The sequence below is a fragment of the Mesorhizobium sp. M0058 genome, assembly GCF_040323095.1.
Taxonomy (GTDB): Bacteria; Pseudomonadota; Alphaproteobacteria; order Rhizobiales; family Rhizobiaceae; genus Mesorhizobium.
In genome coordinates, this window is the sequence record NZ_JAMYUQ010000004.1 from 154,058 (window position 1) to 179,552 (window position 25,495).

A 25,495-nucleotide genomic window follows, 5' to 3' on the forward strand; every position below is an offset into this window, starting at 1 on the left:
GACGGATAGGCTGCTGAGATGACGGAAGCGCTCGACGGCCCAGGCACCACAGATACCGCTGCCGAGCGTACGCTCGGCATTATGCTGGTGGCGGCCTCGGCGGCTTTCTTCGCCCTCACCGGCGTGCTGACCAAATCGATCCACGCCGACCCGCTGACCATCACCTGCTGGCGCGGCTTTGTCGGCGCGATCCTGATCACCTTCTATGTGCTGTGGCGCCGGCGCCGCTCCGGCGGGCCGGAAAGCTTGCGGCTTGGCTGGCGCGGCTGGCTGCTGGCCCTCGAGGGCGCCGCGGCCAGCATCGCCTTCATCTCGGCGTTCAAATTCACCTATGTCGCCAATGTCGCGGTCATCTACGCCACCGCGCCTTTCATCACCGCGCTGCTCGCCTTCGTGCTGGTGCGCGAGCCGTTCCGGGCGCAGACGCTTGCCGCCGCCGCCGTTTCGCTGTGCGGCGTAGCGATCATGGTCGGCTCCGGCTTCGGCAGCGGTCATCTGTTTGGCGATGGGCTCGCGCTGCTGATGACCGCCGGCAGTGCGCTCTACATGATCATGGTGCGCGCCTTCCGCGACACGCCGGTGGTGTGGGCGGGCGCAGTCTCGGCGCTTCTGCTGTTCGTGCTCGGCTGGTTCGTCACCGACCCCCTGGCGATTTCTGCTCGCGACGCCGTGCTGCTCGTCGCCTTCGGAGGATCGTTCGCAGCGGCGTCGATCCTGTGGACGGAAGGCTCGCGGCTGATCCCGGCGCCTGAGTCCGGCCTTCTCGGTGCCGCCGAAGTGCCGTTTGCGATCCTGTTCGCCTTCCTGTTCCTCGGCGAGATCGCGCCGGCCGCCAGCCTGATCGGCGGCGCCATAGTACTCTGCGCGGTTTTCGCCCATGCGGGGCGCGACTGGCTGGCTGCGAGAAAAAGTGCGGCAACCCAATAATTATTTTCCAAGTCATGGAACCATCATGCGGATCAGGCAGTTTTATGTGCGACGGGTCACCCCCCAAGTCCCCCCAAACCCCTCGACCCGTCCTCCTCAAAGCCGACCGTAAAGGTCGGCTTTTTCTTTGGACATCAGCCGGCAAAGCCGGGCAAGGCGAGGTTGTCGCTGAGCAGGATGGCAAGATCGCGCGCCGGCCGCTCAGCGCCCTGGCCGAGTTTTATCGCGAATTGCGCTGTCGGCACCGGCGGCAGGGCGAATTCGCGCGGTGCTTCGGCAATGCCTGAATGGGCAAAGCGGGCGGTGCGCAAGGTCAGCGCGATGCCGGCATTGACCGCCGTACGCAAGCCGGCAAGGCTGGCGCTGCCGGCGGCGATGCGGTAGCGGCGGCCGGCAGCATCGAGGGCCGCGAGTGCTGCTTCGCGAAAGCCGCAATAGGGGTCGAGCAGCGCCAGCGGCAATTCCTCTTCCCGCACGGCAAGCCCTTTTTGCGAGCACAGCCACAGCATCGGCTCACTGAACAGCCCGACTTCGTCATTGGCCGGCGTCTTGCGCATGACAACGGCCAGATCGAGCTGCCCGGCCTGCAGCGCCTCGCCAAGCTCGGCCGAACGGCCAACGCGGAGTTCGACCCTGACGCGCGGATGGCTGGTCGCGAAGGCGCGCAGCAGCTCCGGCAGGCCGCTATCGGCGAAATCCTGTGTCGTGCCGATGGCGACGCGACCAGCGGCACGCGCGCCCTTGAGCGCCAGCCAGGCCTCGCTGTGCACGGCAAGAATGCGGCGGGCATGACCGACAAGATCCTCGCCGGCCGGCGTCAGCCCGCGCCCGCGCCCCTGCGCCACCAGCAGCGGTTCGCCGACGATCTCCTCCAGACGCTGCATCTGCGCGGTCACCGCCGAGGGCGAGCGGCCGACAGCAGACGCAGCCTGAGCCAGCGAGCCGCCATCGACAAAGGCAAGGAAGGTTTTGAGCAGATCGGGATCGAGAGCTTGCATGCTTCGATAATACAGAACCTTTTGTTCGAAACAATTCGATTTTTTTGATTCAAAGATGATGGCATTGTCTCTCCAACGGCAAACAGACGCCGCTCAAACGAAGGAGAGAAAAATGCCCATCATCAACATCAGCGTCACCGGCAAGCCCGACGCCAAGCTGTCCGCCACAATCGCCAAGGAAATCGCCGAACTGACGGCAACCCATCTGCGCAAGGACCCGACGATTACCGCCGTCGGCGTCACCTATGTCGACCCGCAGCATTGGTTCGCCGGCGGCAAATCGCTGGCGGAGCATGGCGCCAACACCTTCTGGCTCGACATCAAGGTGGTCGACGGCACCAACACCAAGCTGGAACTGGAGGCTTATCTGAAGGCGATCTTTGAGGCCTTTGGTAAGTTGCTGGGTGGTGTGCACGAGGAAAGCTATGCCTTCGTGCATGAAGTCCCGGCCGCTGCTTACGGTTATGGCGGCAAGTCGCAGGAGTTCCGGTTCATCAGTGGGCGGCTGAAGGCCACGGCCTGATTGCTACCCAGCGGGAGGATGAAGCCTTGTATCAAGCGCGAAATCCTCCCGGAGATGCAAGCTATAAAGGCCTGCCGCCCGATTGGGATCGAACACCAGGTTCCAGCTGTGCTGGGATACCGCGCTGGGGATCAGAAAGAACGGATGCTTTGCCAGCAGACCATCGCCGAACTGCTGCTGTCCCGCGCCTGGGATGCCGGGACGCAGCCAGTTCGCGTTCGGAATATCGTCGGTTTGGACCACATAAATCTCTGATGGATCGACGATGTCGAATGCCGTCAGCACGTGAGGGACAGCATCCAGCGTGCGAAACCCCTTGTGGACCGCCACCTCCAAGATGGCGGTCGACGGGTCGATGGACGCATATACGGCTCTGATCCCTTTGCTGTTCCACCTTCCCCCAAGCTTGAAGGCTCCTTCGCCACTGTCCCAGCTCGCCTTGAAGCGTCTATGATCAAGCCTCCAGCCCAAAACCTGCCCTGTTCCGAGGGAGCCCGGCAAAGGCGTCACGCGTAGACACCATAGTCGAGCCGCTCAAGAAACTCCTGCACAAGCGCAGTGCCCGCCGCCGTGGCCAGCAGATCGATCGGCCGGCGATTGTCCAAACCCATGGCAGGCTCGATCATCCATTTTTCCGCTTCTTCCTGAGTCCCGAGCACGGACGTGGCCTTTGTCAGGAGCTTGGCGAAGTTCCAGGTTCTGGAACCTTGCTCCCGACTGAGGGTCTTGGAGTGATCCGATTTGCGCCGCTGAAATGTCCGCTCGCTCATGCCGAACGCGGTCTCAAACGCATCGGCGGGATCAATGACCATCAGATGCCTGACGAGGCTTTCGAGCGCCTGGCCCGGAATTCCATGCAGGATCATTTCATGTGCCTCAAGAGGACTGGCTACCGAGAATCCAAGAACCTTCCGTCCACCAAACAGGTCGACCATCCGTTCGAACTCCGGCTCCATATGCGGTGCCTCGGCAAAACCCACCGGGGAACTGGCCATATTACCTCTCCGTCACGTGTCGCTTTATTTACGACACGTGTCGCAATATTTCAAGGTCTGCGTTTGGATCATTGCCTGGTGAGGTCAGGTGGAACACCGCTCCCTCGCACCCGCGCATTGACCTTGCCCCCCATTGCGCTACCCTCTGCTCTCCAAGCGGACGAAGAGCCGCATACCGGACCGTTGGGAGAGACGCGGCATGATCCTGGCACTGGCGCTGCTTGCAGGCCTCGTTCTGGCCTGGCTGCTGATTGGCGCGATCGAGACCTTTCGTCTCGACCTGCGCTTTACCCAGGCGCTGCTCTATGTGCCGTTCAAGCTTGCCTACCGGATCGAGGACCGGCGCATCCGCATTGCCCGCAACGCGCCGACGCCAGTGATATATGTGGTCTCGCACCAGTCGCGCTTCGAGCCGGCGATGATGCTGTCGCTGCTGCCCGACGACACGCTGCACATTCTCGACGAGGCCTCGGCGCGCTCGCCCTGGCTGGAGCCATGGCGCGAGCTTGGCCGCACCATCGCCTTCAACGCCGAGCATCTCTTCGTCAGCCGGCGGCTGGTCAGGGTGCTGAAGGGTAAAGGCCGGCTTGCCGTCTATCTGCCCGATGACGTCGAGCCCGATGTGAAGGCGTTTCGCCTGTTCCGCGCCGTCACCCGCATCGCCATGCAGGCTGACGCCCGCATCGTGCCGATCTTCGTCGCCGGCGCGCGCGACCTGCCGGTTTCTCTGACGCCAAAGGATCGGGCGCCCCGCCACTGGTTCCCAAAACTCTCGATCAGCGTGCTGGAGCCGATGACGGTTGCCGAACTGGTGGCGCGCAACCCCGACCAGGCTTCCAACACAAATGCGTTGTTCGACCGCATCGCCGAGGCGCGGCTTTATGGCAGCAACCTCGATCGCGGCCTGTTCCTGGCCATGCGCGATGCCGCCGATCGCACCGGCGCCTCGCATCCGATCATCGAGGATGTGATCAGCGGCTCGCTCAGTTATCGAAAGATGTTCATCGGCGCGCGCGTTCTCGGCCGCCGTTTCGAGGCTATAACGTCACCCGGCGAAGCGGTCGGGGTGTTGCTGCCCAACGCCAAAGGCGTGGTGCTGTCCTTCGTCGGCCTGCTCTCGGCAGCCCGTGTGGCGGCGATGATCAACTACACGGCGGGGCCGGCCAGCGTCACCGCCGCGGTGCGCACCGCAGTCATCCGAACGGTGGTTTCCTCGCGCGCCTTCGTCGAGAAGGCGGCGCTTGCCGACATCATCGCCGCGGTCGAGGCCGGCGGCGCCAAAATGCTGTGGCTGGAGGATGTGCGCGCAAGCGTCACCACACTGGAGAAACTCGCAGCAGCCGCGCTGTGGCGCTTCCCGCTGCAGCGGCAGGATGCGGCCAAGCCGGCGGTAATCCTGTTCACCTCAGGCTCGGAAGGCACGCCCAAGGCCGTGGTGCTGTCGCATCGCAATCTCCACGCCAACGCCATGCAGGCCGAGGCGCGCATTACCATTTCGCCGTCCGACATCCTGCTCAACGTGCTGCCGGTTTTTCACTCTTTCGGCCTGACCGGCGGTACCATCCTGCCGCTGGTGACCGGGGTGAAACTGTTCCTCTACCCCTCGCCGCTGCACTACAAGATCATCCCGGAGATCGCCCGCAAGGTGAAGCCGACCATCATGTTCGGCACCGACACTTTCCTTGCCAACTATGCCCGCACCGCCAAGGATGGCGATTTCTCCAGCCTGCGCTTCGTCGTCGCCGGCGCGGAAGCGGTGAAGCCGGAGACGCGGCGCGTTTATCGCGAGCGCTTCGATGCCTCGATCATCGAGGGGTTCGGGCTGACGGAGGCCGCTCCCGTCGTCGCCGTCAACACCGCCATCCATGGTCGCGACGGCACGGTCGGACGGCTGTTGCCGGCGATGCGCATGAAGCTCGAACCGGTCGAGGGTATCGAGGGTGCCGGCCGCCTGTGGCTGGACGGGCCGAATTTGATGATGGGCTACATGACCGCTGATCGGCCCGGCGAATTGCAGCCGCTGGACGGCTGGCACGACACCGGCGACATCGTCTCGGTCGACCGCGAAGGCTTCATCACCATTCGCGGCCGGGCAAAACGCTTCGCCAAGATCGCTGGCGAGATGGTGTCGTTGGGCGCCGTCGAGATGCTGGTGCAGTCGCTGTGGCCGGAAGAGCGCCACGCCGCGGTGGCGGTGCCGGACAAGAGGCGCGGCGAGCGCATCGTGCTGGTCACCACCGCCGACGACGCCGATCCGGAAGAACTGCGCGCCTTCGGCAAGAAGGCAGGTGCGGCCGAACTGATGGTGCCCAACGACATCGTCAAGGTCGAGGAGATCCCGGTGCTGGGTTCCGGTAAGACGGATTATGTCTCGACGCGGAACCTGGCGATCGAGAAGCTGGGGCTGGGCCTGGCGGCTTAGCGTATCTCCCTCCTTGAGGGGGAGATGGCCGGCAGGCCAGAGGGGGTCGCCTCGCGTGAAGCGCCGACGTCCTCTTCGCTCAAACGAGGTCGCGTCCGGGGCGTACCGACCCCCTCTGTCGCCTTCGGCGACATCTCCCCCTCAAGGGGGGAGATAACAACTACCCAATATCCGAAGGCGGCACTTTTTCGCCCTCGCGCTTGGCGCGCTTCGAATACGCCCGCACGCTGAAAGGCAGGAAGATGAGATAGCCTGCGACAGAGGCGGTCAGCGTGTACCAGGGATAGGTCATCAACAGCAGGACGTATAGAACGACCGCCAGGATGATCGGCAGCACCTTGTCGCCCGGCACTTTCAGGCTTTTGCCGGAATAGACCGGCAGCCGGCTGACCAGCAGGAAAGCGACCAGCACAGTGAAGCCGGTGGCGACGAATGCCGTCAGGCGGTCCGGCTCGAGACCGAGCCGCAGGAAGGACAGATAGAGCGGCAGCATAACCAGCACGGCGCCGGCCGGCGCCGGCACGCCGACGAAGTATTCGCTCTGCCAGATCGGCCGGTCATGGTCTTCGTCGAGCACGTTGAAGCGCGCCAGCCGCAGGCCACAGGCGATGGTGAACAGAAGGGCTGCGATCCAGCCGAAGGAGCCGGCGCGGTCGAGCAGGAAGGCGTAGAGCACCAGTGCCGGCGCGACGCCGAAATTGACGATGTCGGCCAGCGAATCCATCTGCGCGCCGAATTTGGATGTCGCCTTCAACATGCGCGCCAGGCGCCCGTCTATGCCGTCCAGGAAGGCGGCGAGCAGCACCATCACCACGGCCGGCTCGAAACGGCCCTCGAAGCCGAAGCGGATGCCGGACAGGCCGGCGCAGATGGCAAGTACGGTGACCAGATTGGGCAGCACCATGCGCATCGGAATCTCGCGGATGCGCGGGCCGCCGCTGCCATGGGCCTCGAACTTTTTGAACGGCGCGCCCACCGCTTACGAAATCCTGACGAGCGGGGTTGCGGAGACGCCGCCGAATTCGGCGAGCACGGTTTCACCTCCGACCGCCGTCTGGCCGACGGCGACGCGCGGCACCGCGGTCGAAGGCAGGAAGACATCGACGCGCGAGCCGAAGCGGATCAAGCCGAAGCGTTCGCCGATGGCGATCGAACCGCCGGTCTCGGCCCAGCAGACGATGCGGCGTGCCACCAGGCCGGCGATCTGCACGGCGACAACGATGCCGTTGGGACTGTCGATGACCAGCCCGTTGCGCTCGTTCTCCGAGCTTGCCTTGTCGAGTTCGGCATTCAGGAACTTGCCCGGCCGATGCTCGATTTTGGTGATGCGGCCGCGCACGGGAGCACGGTTCACATGGCAGGAGAAGACATTCATGAACACCGAGATGCGGGTCATTTCGGTGTTGCCGAGGCCGAGCTCGCGCGGTGGCACGGCCGGGCCGACCGCCGAGATGACGCCGTCGGCGGGACTGACCACCAGCCTGTCATCGACCGGGGTGACACGCTCGGGGTCACGGAAGAAATAGACGCACCAGGCGGTCAGGATCAGGCCGATCCAGAACAGCACCGAGGAGAAATAGCCGAGGAACAGCGTGCCCGCACCAAAGGCGGCAATGAACGGATAGCCCTCGCGATGGATCGGAACGAAGGCATTCTTGATCGAGTCGACGAGGCTCATTGGCTGGAGCTCATGGGCTGGGGGCGGTCCCTGTTTCAGGTCCGGCCTCAATACCGGAAAGGCTCCGCGGCCGCAACGCAACATTGGGCAAGGCCGCATCGTCCGCAGCCGGCAGGAACGGTGACGTGCTTGCCTGCCGGCTGCTTTGCCGCCAGAATTCGGGCCAACGCCGGCTGAACGCGCGGCGAAAAGGCCGACTGCCATGGCGCCAAATTCAGGCAAAACGTATCTTGTTGCCATACGATCGTCAGCCGTGGGTGCCGTTTTGACCGTACTTGTGGCAGCGAGCGACCACGCAGTTGCGCAAGGCAAGCCATCCTTCGACTGCGCCAAGGCCGCCAGCGTGGCGGAAAAGGCCATTTGCGCCGATCCGGTCCTGGCGCAAGCCGATGCCGACGTCGCGAAGAATTATACCGCGCTGCTGAAGAGGCTCGATGCTCATGCCGGCAAGGCGCTGCGGGACGACCAAAGCGATTTCATCGCGTATCGCGACCAGATCGCCGGCTTCAACGAAAGTTCGCCCAAGAACCAACAGACTTTCGATCTCGGCGAATTCCTGCGCGACCGCGCAACCTTCCTGTCCGGCATACGCAAGCCCCCCGATGCAGGTTTGATCGGCACATGGAGCAGCGTGCGCGGCAGCGTCGACATCAAGGCTGTTGGCGGAGGCAAGGTCGAAATCTCGGAAGATGTCGTTTCCAATCCAGTCTCGGGAAGTGGGTCATGCGAGATCGACGGCACGGTCGAGGAGCGCAATACGCTTCGACTTGAGGACACCGACGACAACGACAAACCGACTGGATTCGTCTTCACCTTTCGCCGCGACGGCGATGCGCTTGTCGTCGAGCAGAGCGGCGCCGGCAAGGATGGCAAATCGGAGCCCCTGTCATGCGGTGCCAACGGCCATGCCGATGGCACGTTCTTCCTGACGGAGAAAAAGTAGGCTTGCTGTCGCTAACCCGCCGCAGCGGAGCAATCAAAGTGGGCATTGAGCTCGGCCATAGCGGCCTCAGCGAGGCTTTCATCATCCTTGCCGCGCAAGAGCACACCGCCGTTCCGCAACGATTGGAAAAGGAAGACTTGGCCTGATGCCAGCACCACCCAATTCACGATTGCTCCTTCCTCCTTCTGCACCACCGAATTCGCAGAAACGATGGCATCCGTCGGGTCGAAGCCTGCCTTGCGGAGCAGGAGGTCGACGGCGGCGGGAGCATGGTATTGTTCCGCCAGCTCAATGACCGCTGTGATCTCGGTCTCTTCAGCAATGCCAAGCTTGGCGCCAACTTTCGGGGCGTTAGCCGCTAGCGGGCTCTCGCCTGGCGGTATGACAAGCAACTCTTCTGGAGCGATGTACTCGTAGACCGTGACGTGTGTCTCCGTCGCACTGCATAGTCGGGTCTTCTTCGCGCTGGTCTGAAGTTGAAAAACCAGCTGTTTCTCTCCTTCTATGTTCAGCATCCTTGCCATGCCGAACGCGATTTTGATCTCGGGCGGCGCGATCTTGGCGCAGGCAAGGCCGGCCCCGACATCGCGCCAGCTGAAGATCATCTGGCCTGCCAAGTTGCCAACGGACTTATGAAGAAGCCTGCCTTCGCGCTTCGGATTGGCCATCACCAGCCGGTGTATGACGTCGTCGTAATCGTCACTATCGACAACTTGCAGATCAGGCCATGACGCGATCCAGCGCGCCAAAAGGTTTTCCATGGGCGCGGCCTCATCCGCAACGTAGAACGCATGATCAAGTGTATCGAGAAAATCATCCCGCCCGCCCTCGAAGCCCGTCTGCTGGGCGGCTTCGTTGGGATGGTCTGCAATCCAGCTGGACATCTTTTCCAAAGTCGCAAGCTGGCCCTTTGCGCCACAAGCAGTGAGTCCAGCTCGTGCGTTGGCAATCATGGCGCCGATTTCCTGCCCGGCATTGTGGATGAATTGACTATGGCCGCCGTTCTTTACCTCCGAAGAGTACGAGTCGGCATGAAGGACCTGCATCGCCTTGGTGTCGATTTCGGGATAACGATAGAGTCCTTTGGAAACCATCGCTGTGACGAATTGCATGACAGCGAAGACGAGAAAAAACGGCTCTTCATCAGGATCCTCGACGTTCGAACGCAGTACGACGACCGGCAACGGCAGGCCGAATTCCAACTGCTTTCCAGAATCTGATGCCGACTTCTCGGGCGTTTTCTTGGATTTGCGGGAAAAGAAACCGAACATCGAAAATACTCTCTTGGTCGCAAAACTTGCGCGAACGGGTTATTTCCGACGCGACAATATCAGCTGCCCTCAAGGATTAAAGGCACTCTGATCCAGAGGCATCCGCACGATGGTTTGCCAAAATTGTCGGTCATGTCGGGGCGCCACAGATTCACACGTCCTTGGCAGGAAAGCGCTTCGCGACAATGCCGAATTGCGGCGAGTCGACAAACCAGGGTCAGAGATGCCATCGTCGAAATCAGTCGCCCTGAACGCCAAGGTCATTACAGAAGGCCTCGCTTTCGGAGAGTCTCCCCGCTGGCACGACGGACGCCTGTGGCTCTGCAACTGGGGAACCGGAGAGATCATCGCGGTGGGTGTGGGCGGCAAGACCGAGGTGATGCTCACGGTGCCTGCGATACTACCCTATTCGATCGACTGGCTGCCGGACGGGCGGCTGCTGGTCATTTCGGGGCGCGAAGGGCTGTTGCTGCGGCAGGAGGCGGACGGGACGCTCGCCACCCATGCCGATTTGAGAGAACTGTCAAAGAGCCCGTGGAACGAGATCGTCGTCGATGGGCGCGGCAACATCTATGTCAATGGCGGCGGGTCGGCGCCTGCACCGGGCGAGCATTTCGGGCCCGGCACCATCGTGCTGATCACGCCGGACGGCTCGGTTCGACAAGTGGCCGAGAACATCGCTTTCGCCAACGGCATGGCGGTGACGCCGGACAACAGGACACTGATCGTGGCGGAGTCGCATGCCAACCGGCTGACCGCCTTCGATATCGCGGAGGATGGCGGGCTTTCCAACCGCCGGGTCTGGGCCGATCTCGATGGCTTTCCCGACGGCATCTGCCTCGATGCCGAAGGGGCTGCCTGGTACGCGGATGTTCCCAACAAGCGCTGCGTGCGGGTGCGCGAAGGTGGCGAGGTGTTGCAGACAGTCGATGCCGATCGCGGCTGCTTTGCCTGAATGCTGGGCGGGCCGGATGGCACGACACTGTTCATCGTCGCCGCCGAATGGCGTGGTTTCGAGAACATGATCAGCGATGCCCGCACCGGCTAGGTGCTGAGCGTCGAGGCGCCAGCACCTGGCACGGGCTGGCCCTCCTACATCTCAGGCAGACGCTGATAGTTGGCGATATCGGCCTTCACACCCAGCCGGGCAATGGTCTCCTGCGGGTTGAAGCCCGCCCGCTCGTGGGCCGCCTTGACGATCGGCACGACATTGTCGACGGCCGCCTGGTTTTCCCATTCGACAATGGTGACCAGGTTGAACTCACCCGGACCCGAAAATTGCTCGAGCACGAAATCCTGGACGAAGCCTTGCTGCAGGCGCAGCAGTTCATGCGTCGCCCTGACCTTGCGAAGGATTTCTTCACGGGCCTCGGCAGGAACGACGAATTTGTCGACCCTGAACACGGCTGCCTCGGCAAGTTTATCCATTTGAATCTGTCTCCGTTCTTGAACGACTTGGGTTCGGTGGCTCAGGAACGGGTTTGCGATCTCAACTTAGGTTGAGGTCAAGGGGAAATTTTCGGTGGTGATGATGGCGACGACGCTGCATATCTCCCCCCTTGAGGGGGAGATGGCCGGCAGGCCAGAGGGGGTCGGTTCGACTGGATGCGCCCCCCTTGCGACCGATGAAGGTTAGCGCTCCACGCGCGGCGACCCCCTCTGTCGCCTTCGGCGACATCTCCCCCTCAAGGGGGGAGATCGGCGCTCCGCCGCCTAGCTCACCTCCGAAGTCCTTCTGCGCACAACCACACCCAGCTCATCGCTCTCCCTAGCAATGCGCAGCCTCTCCTCGGCTTCCGTCGCTTCGCGCTGGCGGTCCCACATCGAGGCGTAGAGGCCGTGTTGGCGCATCAGCTCGGCATGGGTGCCGCGTTCGGCGATCTCGCCGTCCTTGAGTACGATGATCTCGTCGGCCGTGATCACCGTCGATAGGCGATGGGCAATGACGATGGTGGTGCGGCCCTTGCTGACCAGGTCGAGGGCGGCCTGGATCTCCTGTTCGGTGTGGCTGTCCAGCGCCGAGGTCGCCTCGTCGAGCATCAGGATCGGCGGCGCCTTCAAAATCGTGCGGGCAATCGCCACGCGCTGCTTTTCGCCGCCCGACAGTTTTAGCCCGCGCTCGCCGACCATCGAGCGGTAGCCTTCGGGCAGTCGTTCGATGAACGGGCCGATCTGGGCAAGCTCGGCGGCTTTCTGCATGTCTTCCTCGCTGGCGCCGATGCGGCCGTAACGGATGTTGTAGGCGATGGTGTCGTTGAACAGCACGGTGTCCTGCGGCACCATGCCGATGGCGCCGCGCAGGCTCGCCTGCGTCACATCACGGACATCCTGGCCGTCGATCAGCACCTGACCGCCCTGGACGTCGTAGAAGCGGAACAAGAGCCGCGAAATCGTCGACTTGCCGGCGCCGGACGGGCCCACGATGGCCACCGTCTTGCCGGCCGGAACTTCGAAGGAGACGCCCTTCAGAATCTTGCGGCTGGGGTCGTAGGCGAAGTGCACGTCGCGGAACTCGACCTTGCCGGCTGTAACAGTGAGCGGCTTGGCATCCGGCTTGTCGGTGATTTCCTGCGGCACATCGAGCAGGTCGAACATCTGCTCGATGTCGGTCAGCCCCTGGCGGATTTCGCGGTAGATGAAGCCGATGAAATTGAGCGGCACCGAAAGCTGCATCAGCATGGCGTTGATGAAGACGAAATCGCCGACCGTCTGCGTGCCGGCCTGCACCTCCAGCGCCGACATGCACATGACGATGACGGTGCCGAGACCGAAGATGATGCCCTGGCCGAAATTCAGCCAGCCGAGCGAGGTCCATATCCTGGTCGCCGCCATTTCATAGCGCGCCATCGAACGGTCGAAGCGCTCAGCCTCCATACCCTCGTTGTTGAAGTATTTGACGGTCTCGTAGTTGAGCAGCGAGTCGATCGCCTTGGTGTTGGCGTCGGTGTCGCTGTCGTTCATGTCGCGGCGGATCGAGATGCGCCAGTCGCTGGCGCGCACCGTGAACCAGACGTAGAGCCACACCGTGGCCGCCACCACGACCACATATTTCCAGCCATAAGTGTAGGCGAAGATGCCGGTGGTCAGCGCGAATTCGAGGATGGTCGGCGCCGTGTTCAGCATGATGAAGCGCACGATCGTCTCGATGCCCTTGGTGCCGCGCTCGATGATGCGCGACAGGCCGCCGGTGCGGCGCTCGAGGTGAAAGCGCAGCGACAACTGGTGCATGTGAACGAAGGTGCGGAACGCAAGCTGGCGCACCGCATACTGGCCAACACGGGCAAACAGCGCATCGCGCAGCTGGTTGAAGCCGAGTTGCACCAGCCGCACGACATTGTAGGCGACGACCAGCATCACCGGCGCCAGCAGGAAGGACGGCAGCGGCGGCGGCGATTTGGCGTCACCGGCCAGAGAATCGGTCGCCCATTTGAAGAAGTACGGCCCGGCAACCAGTGTCAGCTTGGCAACGACCAGAAGCAGCGTTGCCCAGGTGACGCGTGCCCTGAGATCGGCGCGGTCGGCCGGCCACATATAGGGCCACAGATTGCGCAAGGTGCTGAAGGTCGAGCTATCGGAAACGGTTTTTTCTGCCACTTGTCTTGCCTTTTGGGTGAGAAATCAGCGGCCGGAGCAGCAGGAATTGACGAGTGCGGTCAGCGATGCGGAAACGTCGGCGAGCGCGGCGCGGTCGAGTTGATAGCGCGAGCGCTGGCGGTCGGGCTCGAAGCGGACCAGCCCGGCTTCGACCAGGATCTTCAGATGCTGGGACACGGTGGACTGCGCCAGATCGAGATGATCGACCACCTCGCGGCAGCAGCAGGAATTGCTGGCCGAGAGATGTCTAAGGATCTCGATGCGCGCCGGGTGCGAGAGTGCGGCGAAGCTCGCGGCAACGGCGCGGCTTTGGGGCGGTGCGCAGTTTGCGTGGTCTGGTTCAGTGAGCGAGTCTGCCATCGTTCATCGGCGATAGACGATGAACGGGTGCGTGGCAAGCTAACCCGATGGGTAGAGCGACCTAATCTCCCCCCTCGAGGGGGAGATGTCGCCGAAGGCGACAGAGGGGGTCGGTACGTCCTGATGCAACGTCGTTTGCAGCAAAGAGAAGGTCGGCGTTCTATGCGCGGCGACCCCCTCTGGCCTGCCGGCCATCTCCCCCTCAAGGGAGGAGATCAAGCGCTCGGCCGCTACTGCGTCTTCACCGGCGCCGTTGTCACCTGCTCGCCCATCGCCTTGAGGTCGGCGGCTTCGCCTTCCTTGGACTTTTCCGGAACCTTGAACACCTGCCCCGGCCAGATGCGGTCGGGATCGCTGATCTGGTCCTGGTTGGCGAGATAAATGGTCGAGAAGCGCACACCGTGACCGTAGACGCGCCGTGAGATCCGCCACAGCGTGTCGTGCCTGCGGATGATGACCGCGCCGTCTGCATGTTCGAGCTTTGGCGCCACCGTCTCGGGCAGGTCGGGCGTTGCCGCCGCGACGACGGCTGGAGCCTCAGCGGCGGGCGCTGCCGGTGCGGCTGGTGCGGATGCGGCAGCAGCCGGTGCGGCTGGTGCGGATGCGGCAGCAGCCGGTGCGGCCGGCTCAGCAGGCTTTGCTTCGGCGGGCTTGGTCTCGGCGGGCTTGGCCTCCGCGGGCGCCACGGCGGCGATCGCCTCGCCGGGTTCGCGCTCGAACGGCACGGCGGCACGCGCTACCACCTTCACGCCGTCCGCATCGAGACCGTCGACATGGATGGTGTAGTTGCCGACCGGGATATCGCGCGTCGCCTCGACCAGGAAATGACCGTCGGGCGAGGTCACCGCATCACCAAGCAGGATATCGTTGGCATAGGCGCGCACCTTGCGGCCGGCGTCAGCCAGACCGGCAACGAAGATCTTGTTGCCGTCGATCTCGACCGCTTCGACGACGATCTTGGGTTCAGCCACGGCGGCAGCCGGCGGCGTTGCCGGTGCCGCCGGTGCCGGCACCGGTGTTGCCGGAGCGGCGGCGGCTTCCACAGCCGGAGCTGCAGGCGCGGTTTCAGCGGGAGCGGCGGGTGGGGTCGCGGCAGGTGCCTCAGCGGCCGGGGCAGCGGCCTGATCGCCGGCGGCCGGTGCCGCGGGCTTGGTCTCAGGCGCCGGGACGCTAAGCAGCTCGGCCGGCTTGCCGGGTTCCTCGACCATCGCCAGCACCTGGCCGGCGGCGTCCTTGGGAACCGAAACGACGGCGGTCTGCACGGAAGGGGTAACCACATCGCCGGCCGTCGCGCGCAACGCAATCGTATAGTCGCCGGGCTTCAGCGGATCGTCGAGAACGATGACGAAGGCGCCGTCCGGACCGGCGACAGTCGAGCCAAGCACCGAGGAGCCGTTGAGGATCTCGATCTTCGAATTGGGCGCAGCATTGCCGGCAACGACGATCGAGCCGTTGCTTTCGACGCGCACGACGTCGAAGCTCGGCGCAACCGGGCCGGCCGCGGCCGGTGCTGGGGTTGCTGGGGCAGCAACGGGCGCGGCAGGTGCCGCCGGAGCCGCAGCTTCGGTCGCGGGAGCCGTTGCGTCGGCAGGCGCGGGTGCTGCGGGAGCCTTGGCATCGGTGGGCGCGGCGGGCGCCGGCGGCAGCCTTCCCTCGGTCCCCGGATCGGCCGGCTTTTCAGCCGGCGGCGTCAGCGATGCAATCGCCGCAGGCGGCGTGGGATTCAGATACGGGTCGAGTGCGCCCGATACATAGGCGGTTCCGACGACCGCGACGGTCCCACCCGCCGCGAACAGAAACGCCTTCAATGGATTAACAGCCATATTTCCCCTACCCCTTAGCCACCTGAAGCCGGTCTAGCGTGTTTTGCCGGCACCGACAAGAAAAAGCCCGGGCTTGTCAGCCCTTAGGGCTTGACCCCGCATTCAGACCCAATCACCAATCACGAATGAACACGATTCGATCCGTCTGCGTCTATTGCGGCTCGTCTCCGGGCCGCGATGAAATCTATGCCAAGGCCGGGCACCTGCTTGGCCGCTCGCTCGCCAAAGCCGGCCTGCGGCTGGTCTATGGCGGCGGCACCAAAGGCATTATGGGCGCAGTCGCCGAAGGCGCGCTCAAGGCCGGCGGCAAGGTAACGGGCATCATTCCGCGCTTCCTCATCAACAAGGAGGCGACCGAAACCGCGCTTGACCGGCTCGACGAGTTGCTGATCACCGACAACATGCACGAGCGCAAGCACAAGATGTTCGAGAAATCCGACGCCTTTGTGGCGCTGCCCGGCGGCATCGGCACGGTCGAGGAAATCGTCGAGATCATGACCTGGGGCCAGCTCGGCCATCACCGCAAGCCGATCGTCTTCGCCAACGTTCAAGGATTCTGGGATCCGATGCTGGCGCTGCTCGACCATATGGCCAGCGAAGGCTTCATCCACACCGCGCAACGGGTCAAGCCGCTGGTGGTCGAAGACCCCGAGGCCATCGTCGCCGCCATCATGGTGGCGGGGTCGTCGGTCGATGCGCCGACGGAAGGCGTGCAGTCTGTAATTGACAAGATGTGAGGACGAAGCCGGCCTTGGCGCAGGCGGCCAGGAATTGAGCCCGGTTGGTGTCGTCGGCCTGGCGCACCAACTGCGCCGCGTCGTGCTGGCGCTCAAGGCTGCCGGCTACGAAACACTGGGCAACACCTGGATCGGCGACAGCAACAAGGCCAGCCTGGCCCAGAAGCAGAAGTCCAATGCGAAGCCACTGATCGACTGCATCTGCTTGGCAAGGATCTGTAGCGTTGGGGCAGCTGACTTCGATCTGTCCAGCTTTTCTTGAGCTCCGTCTTGTGCGCAATGTAAGCACGTTGGCGACGATTTCCATTTGCAGCCCGCTTCGCAGTTGGTTATCGGAGAACATTGGGCGGGAACGGAAATTTGGAGAGCGAGACAAAGGAAAGATGAATCCGCGCGAGCGATTGACGGCCGCGAAGGGCGAGATCGCGTCGCAACCAAGGACGGCGATCCTGGTCCTCGGAATGCACCGCAGCGGCACCTCGGCGCTCGGCGCCCTCGTCGCCGCGCATGGAGTCACGCCGCCGCGCCGAAACATCTGCTGCCCGGGAGCCTCCACAATCCCAAGGGACATTGGGAAAGTACCCCACTCACCATCGCCGACGACCACCTGCTCACGGCGGCCGCCTCCTCCTGGCAAGATTGGCTGCCGCTAGATCGGCAGTGGCTGCAGTCGCCGGCAACCGAGCGATTTCGGCCCATGATGACGGCGATCATTGCCAGCGAGTTCGGCGATGCCCCCCTGTTTTTCGTCAAGGATCCGCGGATCTGCCGGTTCCTTCCCTTCATAGCCTCGATCCTGGCCGATCTCAGGATTGACCCGATCGCATTCTGCCTGTTCGCAACCCGCTCGAAGTCGCCTGTTCGCTGCAGGAACGGGATCAAATGGCACTGCCGACAGCGTTCATGCTGTGGCTCAGGCACGTGCTCGAAGCGGAGCATCATTCGCGACACATGCCGCGCTGTATCCTGCGCCACGAAGACCTGTTGAGCGACTGGCGACATCAGATGGACCGCGCGGCCAGGGAGACCGGAATCTCTGGCCTGTCACGTCCGATCACGCCGACGCCGCAATCGCCGAGTTCCTGGACAAGGATCTGCATCATCAGCGGGCCTCGGTCGCTGATCTGCAAAACCATCCGGATGCCACGCCGTTAGTCCGCAGTGCCTATGCCATTTTGCGCAGTATGGCGTCTGAAGGCGACAGCCAGGACTTGCGCGACCAGCTCGACAGGGTGCGGGCGACGTTCGATGAGAGCTGCGATGTGGTTGGCAAGGCCGTTGCCGCAGGGAACCTGGCCGCTAAACGGCTACACGGCGAACTGGGAAAGGGCATCGTCGAGCGTGACGCCCTCGCTGACGCCCAACAGGCCCTCATCCGAGACCGAGACAGCTTCATGGCGGAGCGTGACGCGCTCGCTCACGCCCAGCAGGACCTCATCCAAGCCCGAGACAGCTTCATGGCGGAGCGTGATGCGCTTGCTCACGCCCAGCAGGACCTCATCCAAGCCCGAGACAGCTTCATGGCGGAGCGTGACGCGCTCGCCCTGGGCCAAGACGGCCTCGTAGCCGAGCGTAGCGCGCTGGCCAGGATCCGAGACGACCTGGTGGCGGAGCGCGATGCGGCGCTTGCGTCACGCAGATGGCGATTGACCGGACCGTTGCGATGGGTGAGCTCCATTCGTCGGCGATAGCAGCAAACACTCTAAACGCTGCTCGACAAACTGTGATCGCCTGTCAAGAAACCGTCACACGGAACCCGCCTCCCTCGTGTTACGAAGGACGGGTCGGCATCCGCGCGTCGGCATAGTCGAAATCTGAACCTGGTCGAAATTTCTTGGCGAGGCGAGCCGTGAACATTGCTCTCAACGCGGAAGGCCTGTCGCCTTACCTGCCCGACGAGCACGGGCTGTTCTTCATCTACCATTTCACCGCCGAGGGCCTGCGCACCAAGGACGCGGCCGAGGTTGCATGGACATGGCGCAGCTACCAGCTGTCCGACCTGCGCGCCCGTCATGAGATCGCCGCCGAGCAGGCTCTGCCCGGGCCGGTGCGCGAAGCTTTCCTCGGCGCCAGCCAGGGTTGCCACATCGATCTCGAGGATGCCTGGCTTTATGGCGACCTGCCGGATCTGCGCCACGACTATTCGGCGGAAGCGCGCGGGCTCGGCCATTTCCGTTTTGCGCTCAACGACAAGACGCTGATCGGCGCGCGCAAGCAGCCACTGGAATCGGTCGATCTCATCCGCAAGGCGGTGGAGAGCGGCTCGCGCAAATTCCGCTCCCCCGCCGACCTGGTCGAAGCGGTCATGGGCCAGTCGCTCGACGGCATGGCGGCCGAGCTCCTCGGTCTTGGCGATACGCTGGACGGCATCGAGGACCGTATCGTGCGCGATGCCTGGCACGGCGAGCGGCAGGCGCTGGTCGAGGCGCGCCGTCAACTGGTGGTCATCCACCGGCAGATGGCGACGCTCACAAACCTTTTTCGCCATCTCGACCATTCGCATCGCAATGAGCTGCCCGATCGGATCAATGACATGGCGACAAGGCTCTCGCACCGGGCACACACGCTCTATCACGACGGCGAGCAGTTGCAGGCACGCGCAAGGTTGCTGCAGGACGAGTTGATGGCCAAGCTGACAATGCAGTCCAACCAGCTGCTCTATGTGCTGTCGGTGATGACGGCGGTGCTGTTGCCGATGACCATCATATCAGGCCTGTTCGGCATGAATGTCGGTGGCCTGCCCATGGTCAATACGCCGATGGGCTTCTGGGTGGTCTCGGCGGTTTCGATCGTGATCGCCGCGGCGACCTACATGTTCGTAAGGCGGCTCGGGCGGACGTAACGCCTCGATCCCTTTGTTTTCACTCAATTCCCAAGGGAACGCGACGCGCTTTTCCTGGAATGCCCATCACGCCGTAGCGCGAAGATCCTCGACGATGGTGCCGGCGGCAGCGACCTCCGCCTCATGGTCCGGCTCCCGCCAGGTCTCGGCGAGACCCGCCGCATACCATTCCTGCATGGCCGGCAGGCCAAGCAATTGCGGGGGATAGGCTGCAGCTGCCCCTTCGAAAGACAGCCCATAGGATAGCACACGGAACGCCACCGGAGCAAAGAAGGCGTCGACGGCGGTAAAATGGCCGCCGGCAAGGAACGGCCCGCCGAACAGGGCAAGGCCATCGTTCCAGAGATCGCCCAAACGGAACAGATCCTGCTTCAGCGCGTCCGACATCGGCAACGGTTTCACCCGCAAGCCGCAATTCATCGGGCATGCGCCGCGCAAGGCCGTGAAACCAGAATGCATTTCGGCGGCGGCCGAGCGCGCCCAGGCTCGCGCCTTGGCCTCGGCAGGCCACACACCATGGTGGCGCTCGGCGAGATACTCGGCAATAGCCAGCGAATCCCAGACAGCCCAGCCGTCATCCACCAGGCAAGGCACGCGCCCGCTGGGCGAGAACGCCCGGTAGAGATCGAAACTGGGCCCGGTCGGAAACGGCGTCAATTGCTCCTCGAACGGAATGTCGAGGGTGCGCATCAGCACCCATGGCCGCAGCGACCATGACGAATAGTTCTTGTTGGCGATATGCAGCACGTACATCGAAAGGCTCCCTACTTCGGGGCCAACGCCACCGGGCGGATTTCACGGCCACGAAACATCGACCAGGAATACATCGCCAATGCCGCCCAGATCAGCGCGAAGGCAATTGCTTGCGTGGTGCCGAACGGCTCGTCGAAAATCAGCACGGCTATCAGGAACACCATGGTCGGTGCGATGTACTGCATGATGCCGATGGTGGAGAGGCGCAGAAGCTTGGCGCCGAAGGCGAACAGAAGCAGCGGCACCGAGGTGACTGGGCCGCAGCCGATGAGCAAAGCCATATCGGTGCCGTTGCTGGAGATGAAATGGTCCTGGCCGTTGACGACCAGGAAGACGATGTAGGCAAGCGCCGGCACCGACAGCAAAAGCACTTCGAGCAGAAAGCCCTGGCTCGGGCCGATCGGCAGCGTCTTGCGGAAGAACCCATAGGCAGCGAAGGAAAACGCCAGCGCCAACGACACCCAAGGCAATTTGCCGGCATCGACGGTCAGAACGGCAACTGCGACCGCCGCCAGCAACACGGCCACGATCTGCAGCCGGTCGAGCTTCTCGCCGAGCAACAACGCGCCGACGACGATGCTAACTAATGGGTTGATGTAGTATCCGAGCGCGGTCTCGACGGTGCGGTCGACCGAGATCGCCCAGACATAGATGGCCCAGTTGACGGAGATCAGGGTCGCCGTCAGCGCCGCCATGGCGATGCTGCGCGGCGAGCGGATCGCCGCCTTGAAATCGGCTGTGCGGCCGGCCCAGACCAGCACTGCAGCAGCAATCGGCACCGACCAGACGATGCGGTGGGCGATCACCTCGATCAGCGGCAGATGCGCAACCGCCTTCATGTAGAAGGGCAACAGGCCCCATAGCAGATAAGCGCCGAGCGCGAGGAGAAAGCCGCTGCGGGCTTTGGAGTCGGCGTCGGGCTGGATCGTGTCGCTGGCCATGGCAAACGCTATGGCCCAGTGGGCCATCCAAAACCATCGCAAAATTATGATGGATCAATGGACTTCCGCTGATGGTTCAAGGGGCGCCGCCAGTTCCTCGCCCCACTTCGAGGGGCGAGGAACCCAAGTCCTGCAAGCTTACTCCGCCGCCACCAATCCCGCCATGTCGCGGTTCTTCATCAGCTTGTAGACGATCGAATCCATCAGCGCCTGGAAGGACGCATCGATGATGTTTTCCGACACGCCGACCGTCCACCAGCGTGCGCCGGTGCCGTCATGCGATTCGATCAGGACGCGAGTGATCGCCTCGGTGCCGCCATTGAGGATACGCACCTTGAAATCGGCGAGCTCCATGTCGGCGATCTCGCTCTGGAACTTGCCGAGGTCCTTGCGCAACGCGATGTCGAGCGCGTTGACCGGGCCGTGGCCTTCGGCCACCGACATCTTCTCCTCGCCCTCGACCATCACCTTGACGATGGCTTCGGAGACCGTCTTCAACTGGCCGTTGACATCGAAGCGGCGCTCGACCATGCAGCGGAACGAAGTGACGTTGAAGAACTCCGGCAGGCCGTGCAGCATTTTGCGCGCCAACAGCTCGAAGGAGGCATCGGCGCCCTCATAGGCGTAGCCCTCGGCCTCGCGGTCCTTGACCACCGAGATCAGCGCATCGAGACGATGGTCGTCTCTGGGCACATCGATGCCGCGCCGCTTCAGCTCGGCGAGGAAATTGGCCTTGCCGCCCTGGTCCGAAACCATAACGCGGCGGCGGTTGCCTACCGCCTCGGGCGGCACATGTTCATAGGTCGCCGGCTCCTTGGCCAGGGCGGAGGCATGGATGCCGGCCTTGGTGGCGAAGGCTGAGGCGCCGACATAGGGCGCCTGCGCTTCCGGAGCGCGGTTCAGCAATTCGTCGAAGGCGCGGGAAAGCCGGGATATCCCGGTCAGCGCCTCGGCCGAGATGCCGGTTTCGAAGCGATCGGCGAAAGCCGGCTTCAGCGCCAGCGTCGGTACGATCGAGACCAGATTAGCGTTGCCGCAGCGCTCGCCGATGCCGTTCAGCGTGCCCTGGATCTGGCGCACGCCGGCCTCGACGGCGGCGAGCGAATTGGCCACCGCTTGGCCGGTGTCGTCATGGGCATGGATGCCGAGATGGCCGCCCGGAATACCTGAAACAATGACCTTGTCGACGATGGCGCGCACTTCCGAGGGCTGCGTGCCACCATTGGTGTCGCACAACACCACCCAGCGCGCGCCGGCATCATAGGCGGTCCTGGCGCAGGCCAGTGCGTAGTCCGGATTGGCCTTGAAGCCGTCGAAGAAATGCTCGCAATCGACCATCGCTTCCTTGCCGGCGGCAACAGCTGCTTCGACCGACGCGTTGATCGAGTCGAGGTTTTCCTCATTGGTGCAGCCGAGCGCGACGCGGACATGATAGTCCCAGCTCTTGGCGACGAAGCAGATGGCGTCGGACTTGGACTGCACGAGCGCTGCCAGGCCCGGGTCGTTGGATGCCGACACGCCTGCCCGCTTGGTCATGCCGAAGGCGACGAACTTTGCCTTCGCCGTGCGCTTCTGCCGGAAGAAGGCGGTGTCGGTCGGATTGGCGCCGGGATAGCCGCCTTCGACATAGTCCATGCCGAACTCATCGAGCAGCTTGGCAATCGCGATCTTGTCCTCGACGGAAAAGTCGATGCCCGGCGTCTGCTGGCCATCGCGGAGGGTTGTGTCGAAGAGATAGAGGCGTTGTTTGGTCATTGTTCTGTTGGCGCGCGAGCACCCCCCTCTGGCCTGCCGGCCATTTCCCCCTCAAGGGGGAAGATCGGCAGCTTTAGCGTCGGATCGTTTCCTGCAGCGACGGAGATTTGCGAAAGCGCCGATGACAGCCAATCTCCCCCCTTGAGGGGGAGATGTCCGGCAGGACAGAGGGGGGTGCCACGCGCTGTCATTTCCCCGCAAACCCATCCGTCGCGCGTATCAGCCGATCCAGAATCCCCGGCTCCGAATAGGAATGGCCGGCGCCTTCGATGAGGTGGAAATCCGCCTTCGGCCAGGCCTTGTGCAGGGCCCAGGCATAGCGCGCCGGGCACGGCATGTCGTAGCGGCCGTGGACGATTGTGCCGGGAATATCCGCGAGCTTATGGGCATCGCGCAGAAGCTGCCCCTCCTCCAGCCAGCCGGCGTGGACGAAATAGTGGTTCTCGATGCGGGCAAAGGCGATGGCGAAGTCGTCCTCGCCGAACTTGTCGCTGGTCTCCGGCTCCGGTAGCAGCGTGATCGTCTCACCTTCCCACAGGCTCCAGGCAAGGGCGGCTTCCAGCTGCGCCTTGCCATCGGCGCCGACCAACCGCCTGCGGTAAGCGGCCATCATGTCGCCGCGCTCGGCTTCAGGAATTGGCGCCAGGAAACGCTCCCATTTGTCGGGGAACATCTCGGAGACGCCGAACTGATAGTACCATTCGAGTTCGGCGCGGGTCAGCGTGTAGATGCCGCGCACGACAAGCTCGCTGACGCGATTAGGATGCGTCTCGGCATAGGCCAGCGCCAGCGTCGAGCCCCACGAGCCGCCGAACACCAGCCATTTTTCGAAGCCGCACATCTCACGCAGCCGCTCGATGTCGGCAACCAGGTGCCAGGTGGTGTTGGCCTCGAGCGAGGCGTTGGGTGTCGATTTCCCGCAGCCGCGCTGGTCGAACAGGATGACGTCGTAAAGCTTCGGGTCGAACAATTGCCGATGTTTTGGCGAGAAGCCGCCGCCGGGACCGCCATGCAGGAAAACGGCCGGCTTGGCGCCCCTGGTTCCGGAGCGCTCCCAGTAGATATGATGGCCGTCGCCGACATCGAGCATGCCGGACTCGAACGCCTCGATCTCTGGATAAAGAGTACGAAGTTCACTGTTCATTCCATTGCTCATATCTTCAGGCCGTGCGCGGGCCAGTCCGTGGTTTCGTGGTCGGGATGCTGGAAGGAGATGATCTGCTCCTGGCGGGAGTAGAAATCCGGATCCTGATGCACGGGCTGGTCAAAGATCGTTTCCACCCAAGGCAATCGGACCGCGTAGTTGACCTGGATCTGCGGCGCCAGATCGGAGCGGTCGTCGAAGGCGCCGATGGCGATCTCCAGTGCGCCAGGTTGGCGATAGGTCAGCGGTGTACCGCAGCGGGCACAGAAGCCGCGATCGATGTTGACCGACGACTGGAAATAGGTGGGCTCTTCGCGCATCCATTCGACGCCATCCTTGGGCACTGTCACCAGCGCGCCGAAAAACGAACCGAACTGTTTCTGGCACATGCGGCAATGGCAGATGGACGCCCGGCCGAGCTTGCCCTTGATGCGGAAACGCACGGCACCGCACTGGCAGCCGCCGGTTCGAACTTCATCGGTCATAACTTTTCCTCTGGCGGCCATTGTTCGGTGTCATGGTCGGGATGCTGGTAGGAGACGAGCTCGGCGAGATAAGGCGCCGACGACATGTCGGCCATAGTGTCCTCGCCCGGCAATTGCGGGATGGTATCGACATAGGGAAGTTTTGCCTCCGTGCCCCACTGGATCAGCGGCACGATATCAGCCGGATTGTCGAAGGCGCCGATGGCGAGGCCGATGCCGTCGGGCGCGGTAAAGGTCAGCGGCGTGCCGCAATTGGCGCAAAAGCCACGATCGACATGGCTGGACGAGGCGAAATATTTCGGTTCGCCGCGCGTCCAGTCGAGTTTGGCGCCACGCACCGAGACCAGGGGCGCGTAAAATGAGCCGAACGCCTTCTGGCACATGCGGCAATGGCAGATCGAGGCGTCACCCAGCGCACCCTCGACGCGAAAGCGCACCGCGCCGCACTGGCAGCCGCCGGTGTAGATCGGCCGGTTGTCGAGGCTCATGGCGTTTCACTCCGTTTCATAGTCATTCGGGCGCATGGCAGACGGCCTCGACATTGTTGCCGTCGGGATCCAAGACGAAGGCGCCGTAATAGTCCGGGTGATAATGCGGGCGCAGCCCCGGCCCGCCATTGTCCTTGCCGCCGGCGGCGAGCGCCGCGGCATGGAAGGCGTCGACCTCGGCGCGGCTGCGCGCGGTGAAGGCGACGTGCTGATGGGTCCTCGGCTTGTCATCGCTGGCCTGCAGCCAGAACACCGGCCGGTCGCGGCCATAACCGCCGACCTTGGCGCCGCCGGTATATTCCAGTGGCACCATGTAGATCAGCGAGGCGCCAAGCGGCGCCATCGCCTGGTCATAAAAGGCTTTCGACGCGTCGAAGTCGGCGACATTGATGCCGAGATGGTCGATCATGAAACAAGCTCCTCCCTTGCTGGCGCCGGCACGTCGGCGCCGGCCAAGCCGGCCCCGATGACGATGTGCTGGCAGACATTGTCGATATCGCGGATGACGTCGTCGTTCCAGAAGCGCAGGATGGTCCAGCCCAGCGCTTCCAGCTTGGCGGTTCGCGCGGCGTCAGATGCTGATGCTTCGGCCTGAGCGTGCTGAGAACCGTCCAACTCGACGATCAGCTTTTTGATAGGGCAGGCGAAATCGACGATGTAACCGGCGATCGGCATCTGGCGCCGGAAGGCCAGTCCCATGAGCCGGTGGGCGCGTATCTCATTCCAGACTTTTAGTTCTGCGTCTGCCATGGCTTTGCGCATCTTGCGCGCGTTGCCGCGATTGATGGGAGATACGCGATAATGGTTCATCGCGAG

At 63.3% G+C, this 25,495-nt stretch carries 28 protein-coding genes; 9 read left to right on the forward strand and 19 right to left on the reverse strand.

All coding sequences use genetic code 11. From position 1 onward, the window contains the following. Positions 1-18: 18 nt before the first annotated feature. Positions 19-927 carry a DMT family transporter gene (locus NKJ75_RS08230; RefSeq protein WP_023685676.1) on the forward strand — a complete coding sequence of 303 codons (909 nt, stop codon included), beginning with the start codon at positions 19-21 and terminating at the stop codon, positions 925-927. A 134-nt stretch (positions 928-1,061) separates the two neighbouring features. On the opposite strand, the gene NKJ75_RS08235 is transcribed toward NKJ75_RS08230, so the two are convergent. Beyond that, complete coding sequence (locus tag NKJ75_RS08235) at positions 1,062-1,925, reverse strand: LysR substrate-binding domain-containing protein (RefSeq protein WP_023693978.1); 864 nt, start codon at positions 1,923-1,925, stop codon at positions 1,062-1,064. Positions 1,926-2,037: 112 nt separating this feature from the next. On the opposite strand from NKJ75_RS08235, the gene NKJ75_RS08240 reads away from it, so the two are divergent. Continuing rightward, a complete protein-coding gene (locus tag NKJ75_RS08240; RefSeq protein WP_352499548.1) occupies positions 2,038-2,448 on the forward strand; it encodes a tautomerase family protein in 411 nt (136 codons plus the stop codon). Between the two features lie 3 nt (positions 2,449-2,451). Here the strand turns inward: NKJ75_RS08240 and NKJ75_RS08245 are convergent, their stop codons facing one another. Next, a complete protein-coding gene (locus NKJ75_RS08245; protein ID WP_023705368.1) occupies positions 2,452-2,958 on the reverse strand; it encodes an RES family NAD+ phosphorylase in 507 nt (168 codons plus the stop codon). Beyond that, positions 2,955-3,443, reverse strand: a complete 489-nt coding sequence (locus NKJ75_RS08250) for an Xre family toxin-antitoxin system antitoxin (protein ID WP_023749863.1) — start codon at positions 3,441-3,443, stop codon at positions 2,955-2,957. The genes NKJ75_RS08245 and NKJ75_RS08250 overlap by 4 nt, the downstream gene beginning before the upstream one ends. Before the next feature lie 199 nt (positions 3,444-3,642). On the opposite strand from NKJ75_RS08250, the gene NKJ75_RS08255 reads away from it, so the two are divergent. Further along, positions 3,643-5,865, forward strand: a complete 2,223-nt coding sequence (locus NKJ75_RS08255) for an AMP-binding protein (protein WP_352499549.1) — start codon at positions 3,643-3,645, stop codon at positions 5,863-5,865. A 160-nt stretch (positions 5,866-6,025) separates the two neighbouring features. On the opposite strand, the gene pssA is transcribed toward NKJ75_RS08255, so the two are convergent. Continuing rightward, positions 6,026-6,841: a CDP-diacylglycerol--serine O-phosphatidyltransferase gene (gene pssA / locus NKJ75_RS08260; RefSeq protein ID WP_023672701.1), complete on the reverse strand. Its 816-nt coding sequence runs from the start codon at positions 6,839-6,841 to the stop codon at positions 6,026-6,028. A gap of 3 nt (positions 6,842-6,844) precedes the next feature. After that, a complete protein-coding gene (locus NKJ75_RS08265) occupies positions 6,845-7,903 on the reverse strand; it encodes a phosphatidylserine decarboxylase (RefSeq protein WP_352499550.1) in 1,059 nt (352 codons plus the stop codon). Between NKJ75_RS08265 and NKJ75_RS08270 the strand changes: the two genes are divergently transcribed. Then, complete coding sequence (locus NKJ75_RS08270; protein WP_033001048.1) at positions 7,809-8,486, forward strand: lysozyme inhibitor LprI family protein; 678 nt, start codon at positions 7,809-7,811, stop codon at positions 8,484-8,486. The two genes, NKJ75_RS08265 and NKJ75_RS08270, sit on opposite strands and share 95 nt — an antisense overlap. 11 nt (positions 8,487-8,497) lie before the next feature. On the opposite strand, the gene NKJ75_RS08275 is transcribed toward NKJ75_RS08270, so the two are convergent. Beyond that, positions 8,498-9,757 carry a DMP19 family protein gene (locus tag NKJ75_RS08275; RefSeq protein ID WP_023705372.1) on the reverse strand — a complete coding sequence of 420 codons (1,260 nt, stop codon included), beginning with the start codon at positions 9,755-9,757 and terminating at the stop codon, positions 8,498-8,500. 223 nt (positions 9,758-9,980) lie between these two features. Between NKJ75_RS08275 and NKJ75_RS08280 the strand changes: the two genes are divergently transcribed. Continuing rightward, positions 9,981-10,712: an SMP-30/gluconolactonase/LRE family protein gene (locus NKJ75_RS08280; RefSeq protein WP_502903845.1), complete on the forward strand. Its 732-nt coding sequence runs from the start codon at positions 9,981-9,983 to the stop codon at positions 10,710-10,712. A 137-nt stretch (positions 10,713-10,849) separates the two neighbouring features. On the opposite strand, the gene NKJ75_RS08285 is transcribed toward NKJ75_RS08280, so the two are convergent. The 4 genes from NKJ75_RS08285 to NKJ75_RS08300 all read right to left on the reverse strand — a co-directional run bounded on the left by NKJ75_RS08285 (position 10,850) and on the right by NKJ75_RS08300 (position 15,534). Continuing rightward, positions 10,850-11,185 (reverse strand): antibiotic biosynthesis monooxygenase, encoded by a 336-nt coding sequence (locus tag NKJ75_RS08285; protein ID WP_023685667.1) that lies wholly within the window; start codon positions 11,183-11,185, stop codon positions 10,850-10,852. Positions 11,186-11,470: 285 nt separating this feature from the next. Continuing rightward, positions 11,471-13,351, reverse strand: a complete 1,881-nt coding sequence (locus NKJ75_RS08290) for an ABCB family ABC transporter ATP-binding protein/permease (RefSeq protein WP_352499551.1) — start codon at positions 13,349-13,351, stop codon at positions 11,471-11,473. A gap of 24 nt (positions 13,352-13,375) precedes the next feature. Further along, positions 13,376-13,711: an ArsR/SmtB family transcription factor gene (locus NKJ75_RS08295; protein WP_023693986.1), complete on the reverse strand. Its 336-nt coding sequence runs from the start codon at positions 13,709-13,711 to the stop codon at positions 13,376-13,378. Positions 13,712-13,941: 230 nt separating this feature from the next. Next, positions 13,942-15,534: a LysM peptidoglycan-binding domain-containing protein gene (locus NKJ75_RS08300; protein WP_352499552.1), complete on the reverse strand. Its 1,593-nt coding sequence runs from the start codon at positions 15,532-15,534 to the stop codon at positions 13,942-13,944. Between the two features lie 125 nt (positions 15,535-15,659). Between NKJ75_RS08300 and NKJ75_RS08305 the strand changes: the two genes are divergently transcribed. The 3 genes from NKJ75_RS08305 to NKJ75_RS08315 all read left to right on the forward strand — a co-directional run bounded on the left by NKJ75_RS08305 (position 15,660) and on the right by NKJ75_RS08315 (position 17,426). Continuing rightward, a complete protein-coding gene (locus NKJ75_RS08305) occupies positions 15,660-16,271 on the forward strand; it encodes an LOG family protein (RefSeq protein WP_023673582.1) in 612 nt (203 codons plus the stop codon). Next, complete coding sequence (locus NKJ75_RS08310; protein ID WP_023727585.1) at positions 16,258-16,533, forward strand: hypothetical protein; 276 nt, start codon at positions 16,258-16,260, stop codon at positions 16,531-16,533. The genes NKJ75_RS08305 and NKJ75_RS08310 overlap by 14 nt, the downstream gene beginning before the upstream one ends. 620 nt (positions 16,534-17,153) lie before the next feature. After that, positions 17,154-17,426 carry a sulfotransferase family protein gene (locus tag NKJ75_RS08315; RefSeq protein WP_352499553.1) on the forward strand — a complete coding sequence of 91 codons (273 nt, stop codon included), beginning with the start codon at positions 17,154-17,156 and terminating at the stop codon, positions 17,424-17,426. A gap of 152 nt (positions 17,427-17,578) precedes the next feature. Here NKJ75_RS08315 and NKJ75_RS08320 read toward each other — a convergent pair whose 3' ends face one another. Continuing rightward, positions 17,579-17,824 (reverse strand): hypothetical protein, encoded by a 246-nt coding sequence (locus tag NKJ75_RS08320; protein ID WP_352499554.1) that lies wholly within the window; start codon positions 17,822-17,824, stop codon positions 17,579-17,581. Between the two features lie 296 nt (positions 17,825-18,120). Between NKJ75_RS08320 and NKJ75_RS08325 the strand changes: the two genes are divergently transcribed. Further along, complete coding sequence (locus NKJ75_RS08325; RefSeq protein ID WP_352499555.1) at positions 18,121-19,113, forward strand: transporter; 993 nt, start codon at positions 18,121-18,123, stop codon at positions 19,111-19,113. A 66-nt stretch (positions 19,114-19,179) separates the two neighbouring features. Here NKJ75_RS08325 and NKJ75_RS08330 read toward each other — a convergent pair whose 3' ends face one another. The 8 genes from NKJ75_RS08330 to NKJ75_RS08365 all read right to left on the reverse strand — a co-directional run bounded on the left by NKJ75_RS08330 (position 19,180) and on the right by NKJ75_RS08365 (position 25,489). Beyond that, on the reverse strand, positions 19,180-19,866 hold the full coding sequence (locus NKJ75_RS08330) for a glutathione S-transferase family protein (RefSeq protein ID WP_023673578.1): 687 nt from the start codon (positions 19,864-19,866) through the stop codon (positions 19,180-19,182). 11 nt (positions 19,867-19,877) lie between these two features. Next, positions 19,878-20,834, reverse strand: coding sequence for an EamA family transporter RarD (gene rarD, locus NKJ75_RS08335; RefSeq protein ID WP_460221953.1), 957 nt, complete (start codon positions 20,832-20,834; stop codon positions 19,878-19,880). Positions 20,835-20,945: 111 nt separating this feature from the next. Next, complete coding sequence (gene cimA, locus NKJ75_RS08340; protein WP_352499556.1) at positions 20,946-22,562, reverse strand: citramalate synthase; 1,617 nt, start codon at positions 22,560-22,562, stop codon at positions 20,946-20,948. Positions 22,563-22,749: 187 nt separating this feature from the next. Continuing rightward, the gene (gene pip / locus NKJ75_RS08345; protein WP_023743783.1) at positions 22,750-23,706 is read right to left on the reverse strand and encodes a prolyl aminopeptidase; all 957 of its coding nucleotides are present in this window, start codon (positions 23,704-23,706) and stop codon (positions 22,750-22,752) included. Positions 23,707-23,714: 8 nt separating this feature from the next. Continuing rightward, on the reverse strand, positions 23,715-24,191 hold the full coding sequence (locus tag NKJ75_RS08350) for a GFA family protein (RefSeq protein ID WP_023743782.1): 477 nt from the start codon (positions 24,189-24,191) through the stop codon (positions 23,715-23,717). Further along, the gene (locus NKJ75_RS08355; protein WP_023673573.1) at positions 24,188-24,679 is read right to left on the reverse strand and encodes a GFA family protein; all 492 of its coding nucleotides are present in this window, start codon (positions 24,677-24,679) and stop codon (positions 24,188-24,190) included. The genes NKJ75_RS08350 and NKJ75_RS08355 overlap by 4 nt, the downstream gene beginning before the upstream one ends. A 22-nt stretch (positions 24,680-24,701) precedes the next feature. Further along, positions 24,702-25,088 (reverse strand): VOC family protein, encoded by a 387-nt coding sequence (locus NKJ75_RS08360; RefSeq protein WP_023692879.1) that lies wholly within the window; start codon positions 25,086-25,088, stop codon positions 24,702-24,704. Further along, entirely contained in the window at positions 25,085-25,489 is a 405-nt protein-coding gene (locus NKJ75_RS08365; protein WP_023743781.1) for an endonuclease domain-containing protein, read from the reverse strand. Before NKJ75_RS08365 ends, NKJ75_RS08360 begins: the two co-directional genes overlap by 4 nt. Positions 25,490-25,495: the final 6 nt, after the last annotated feature.

Excerpts from the sequence above, each read along its gene's own strand:
- NKJ75_RS08230 (WP_023685676.1), top strand. The coding sequence starts at position 19 with ATGACGGAAGCGCTCGACGGCCCAGGCACCACAGATACCGCTGCCGAG.
- NKJ75_RS08235 (WP_023693978.1), bottom strand. The coding sequence starts at position 1,925 with ATGCAAGCTCTCGATCCCGATCTGCTCAAAACCTTCCTTGCCTTTGTC.
- NKJ75_RS08240 (WP_352499548.1), top strand. The coding sequence starts at position 2,038 with ATGCCCATCATCAACATCAGCGTCACCGGCAAGCCCGACGCCAAGCTG.
- NKJ75_RS08250 (WP_023749863.1), bottom strand. The coding sequence starts at position 3,443 with ATGGCCAGTTCCCCGGTGGGTTTTGCCGAGGCACCGCATATGGAGCCG.
- NKJ75_RS08255 (WP_352499549.1), top strand. The coding sequence starts at position 3,643 with ATGATCCTGGCACTGGCGCTGCTTGCAGGCCTCGTTCTGGCCTGGCTG.
- NKJ75_RS08265 (WP_352499550.1), bottom strand. The coding sequence starts at position 7,903 with ATGGCCTTTTCCGCCACGCTGGCGGCCTTGGCGCAGTCGAAGGATGGC.
- NKJ75_RS08275 (WP_023705372.1), bottom strand. The coding sequence starts at position 9,757 with ATGTTCGGTTTCTTTTCCCGCAAATCCAAGAAAACGCCCGAGAAGTCG.
- NKJ75_RS08280 (WP_502903845.1), top strand. The coding sequence starts at position 9,981 with ATGCCATCGTCGAAATCAGTCGCCCTGAACGCCAAGGTCATTACAGAA.
- NKJ75_RS08285 (WP_023685667.1), bottom strand. The coding sequence starts at position 11,185 with ATGGATAAACTTGCCGAGGCAGCCGTGTTCAGGGTCGACAAATTCGTC.
- NKJ75_RS08295 (WP_023693986.1), bottom strand. The coding sequence starts at position 13,711 with ATGGCAGACTCGCTCACTGAACCAGACCACGCAAACTGCGCACCGCCC.
- NKJ75_RS08300 (WP_352499552.1), bottom strand. The coding sequence starts at position 15,534 with ATGGCTGTTAATCCATTGAAGGCGTTTCTGTTCGCGGCGGGTGGGACC.
- NKJ75_RS08305 (WP_023673582.1), top strand. The coding sequence starts at position 15,660 with ATGAACACGATTCGATCCGTCTGCGTCTATTGCGGCTCGTCTCCGGGC.
- NKJ75_RS08315 (WP_352499553.1), top strand. The coding sequence starts at position 17,154 with ATGGCACTGCCGACAGCGTTCATGCTGTGGCTCAGGCACGTGCTCGAA.
- NKJ75_RS08330 (WP_023673578.1), bottom strand. The coding sequence starts at position 19,866 with ATGTACGTGCTGCATATCGCCAACAAGAACTATTCGTCATGGTCGCTG.
- rarD (WP_460221953.1), bottom strand. The coding sequence starts at position 20,834 with ATGGCCCACTGGGCCATAGCGTTTGCCATGGCCAGCGACACGATCCAG.
- cimA (WP_352499556.1), bottom strand. The coding sequence starts at position 22,562 with ATGACCAAACAACGCCTCTATCTCTTCGACACAACCCTCCGCGATGGC.
- pip (WP_023743783.1), bottom strand. The coding sequence starts at position 23,706 with ATGAACAGTGAACTTCGTACTCTTTATCCAGAGATCGAGGCGTTCGAG.
- NKJ75_RS08350 (WP_023743782.1), bottom strand. The coding sequence starts at position 24,191 with ATGACCGATGAAGTTCGAACCGGCGGCTGCCAGTGCGGTGCCGTGCGT.
- NKJ75_RS08355 (WP_023673573.1), bottom strand. The coding sequence starts at position 24,679 with ATGAGCCTCGACAACCGGCCGATCTACACCGGCGGCTGCCAGTGCGGC.
- NKJ75_RS08360 (WP_023692879.1), bottom strand. The coding sequence starts at position 25,088 with ATGATCGACCATCTCGGCATCAATGTCGCCGACTTCGACGCGTCGAAA.
- NKJ75_RS08365 (WP_023743781.1), bottom strand. The coding sequence starts at position 25,489 with ATGAACCATTATCGCGTATCTCCCATCAATCGCGGCAACGCGCGCAAG.